Genomic DNA, 2,227 nt, shown 5'->3' with positions numbered 1-2,227 from the left:
GTGGCGCGCTCGGTGGCGAAGGCGATGAAGTCCTTGACGACGGGCAGGGCGACGTCGGCCTCGAGCAGCGCCACGCGGACTTCGCGCATCGCCTCGGCCACGTCCTTTTCGGACAGGGCGCCGCGCCCGGTGATCCGGTCGAAGACGCCTGTCAGCCGCTCGTTCAGAGCCTCGAACATTCACAACCTCGTTTCGACGGGTGAGACGGTCTCCATAGCGAAATGGCCCCCGGCGACGATCACGTCGGCGGAGGGTTCTCGCCCACCTCGTCCGGCCGAAACCGGGGTCGTGTGGGTGGAGACGCGAGGTTCACTTGCGTCGGAAGCGGCGGCTTATGGCGGAAAAGCGCGGCCAAGACAAGGCGGGCGGGCCCTGGCTGATCGGTGTTTACGTTTCTGCGAATTCATCAAGCGTCGCTATTCCGCCGTCAAACGCACATCAGCCCGCAACAGCGCGGCCGTACTCCGGGATCGTCGCCGCCAAGAGCGACGCCGATCTCGCAAGGAGTTCGTCATGAAGACCCTCGTTTCTCTCGCCGCCGCCCTCGTCCTCGCCGCCGTCGCCGGCTCCGCCGCCGCCGCCCCGGAAGAAGCCCGCATCGCCTGGACCGATCTCGATCTCTCCACCGCGGCCGGCGCCGCCGCCTTCGACGCGCGCGTCGACAAGGCCGCCGACCGGATGTGCCGGATGGCCCGCCGTCAGGGCAGCCTGATCAGCGACCGCGCCTACTGCGAAGCGGCGGTCCGCCGCGAAGCCGTGGCCCAGCTGCCGGGCGCGGCCCAGGTCGACTACGCCCTCAGCCGCCTGCCGATCGTCGCCTGATCGCCCCGGGCGAGGAAAGGGCCGGCGGAGCGATCCGCCGGCCCTTCCTGCCCTCGTGCTGAACCGACCTCAGCGGGTCGGGAAACCCCGCACCTTCAGCAGCGCCGTCACGTCCGGATCCCGGCCGCGGAAGCGGCGATAGGCCTCGGCCCGGTCGGTGGTGTTGCCCTCGCCCAGGATGACGGCCTTGTAGCGGGCCGCGATGTCCGGGTTGAAGACGTCGCCCGACTCCTCGAAATAGGCCCAGGTGTCGGCGTCCATGACTTCGGACCACAGGTAGCTGTAGTAGCCGGCCGAATAGGCGTCCGAGGTGAACAGGTGATTGAACTGCGGCAGGCGGTGCCGCATCACGATCTCCTTCGGCATCCCAAGACGGGCGAGGCTTTCCCGCTCGAAAGCGTCGATGTCGGTCGGCGGCGTCGCCTGGGTGTGCAGGTCCATGTCGACCAGCGCCGAGGACAGGTAGCTGACCGTGTCGTAACCCTGGTTGAAGGTGTTCGACGCCTCGATCTTGTCGACCAGCGACTGCGGCATCGGCTGGCCGGTCTGGTAGTGTTTCATGAAGCCGTCGAGGACCGGACGCGACAGCACCCAGTGCTCGTGGACCTGAGACGGATATTCGACGTAGTCCCGCGGCGTGCCGCCCAGCGCCGGATAGGTGTAGTTGGCCGACAGCGAGTGCAGGGCGTGGCCGAACTCGTGGAACAGGGTCTGCGCGTCGTCCAGCGAGATCAGGATCGGCTCGCCGCCCTCCGCCTTGGTGAAGTTGTTGTTGTTCGACGAAAGCACATTCTTGCGGCCGTCGTAGGTCGAATAGCTGCGATACGTCGTCGCCCAGGCGCCCGAGCGTTTGCCCGGCCGCGCGAAGTCGTCGGAATAGAACAGGCCCACGTGGCTGCCGTCCGACTTGTTGGTGACCTCGAACACCTCGACGTCCGGGTGGAAGACCGGCACCGTCCCGCGCGCCAGCGGTGTGAAGTCGAACCCGTACAGGCGTCCGGCCATGTAGAAGGCCCCGCGCTTGACGTTGTTCAGCTCGAAATACGGCTTCAGCTCGTTCTGATCGAGGTCGTACTTCTGCTTCCGAACCTTCTCCGCATAGTAGAGATAGTCCCATGGCTCGATGTCGTGGCCGGCGATCGCGCGCATGTCGGCGACCTCTTCGGCGACGCGGGCCTTGGCCGGTTCCCACACGCGATTCATCAGCGACTGGGCGGCGGCCGGGGTCTTGGCCATCGTGTCCTGCATCCGCCATTCGGCGTGGCTTCCATAGCCCAGCAGGGTGGCGCGCTGCTTCCGCAGGCGGACGATCTCCGCGATGGTGGCGTTGGTGTCGTTGCGATCACCGTTGTCGCCGCGATTGACGAACTTGCGCCAGACCTGCTCGCGCAGGGCCCGGTCATCG

Annotated in this window: 3 protein-coding genes; 1 reads left to right on the top strand and 2 read right to left on the bottom strand. The window is 66.9% G+C overall.

Annotation, left to right across the window (positions count from 1 at the left end; all coding sequences use genetic code 11):
• On the bottom strand, window positions 1-179 hold a 179-nt coding region (locus tag VGB60_RS08920; protein ID WP_331037915.1), incomplete at its 3' end, for a signal recognition particle receptor subunit alpha.
• A 334-nt stretch (window positions 180-513) separates the two neighbouring features.
• Between VGB60_RS08920 and VGB60_RS08915 the strand changes: the two genes are divergently transcribed.
• Window positions 514-822: a UrcA family protein gene (locus VGB60_RS08915; protein ID WP_331037914.1), complete on the top strand. Its 309-nt coding sequence runs from the start codon at window positions 514-516 to the stop codon at window positions 820-822.
• A 69-nt stretch (window positions 823-891) separates the two neighbouring features.
• Here VGB60_RS08915 and VGB60_RS08910 read toward each other — a convergent pair.
• The coding region (locus VGB60_RS08910) for a M3 family metallopeptidase (RefSeq protein ID WP_331037913.1) at window positions 892-2,227 on the bottom strand (1,336 nt) is incomplete at its 5' end.

Source organism: Brevundimonas sp. (genome assembly GCF_036399195.1).
In the GTDB taxonomy this organism is placed as follows: domain Bacteria; phylum Pseudomonadota; class Alphaproteobacteria; order Caulobacterales; family Caulobacteraceae; genus Brevundimonas.
The sequence above is the reverse complement of the archived record's forward strand: the minus strand, read 5'-3'. Positions and strand labels throughout refer to the sequence as shown.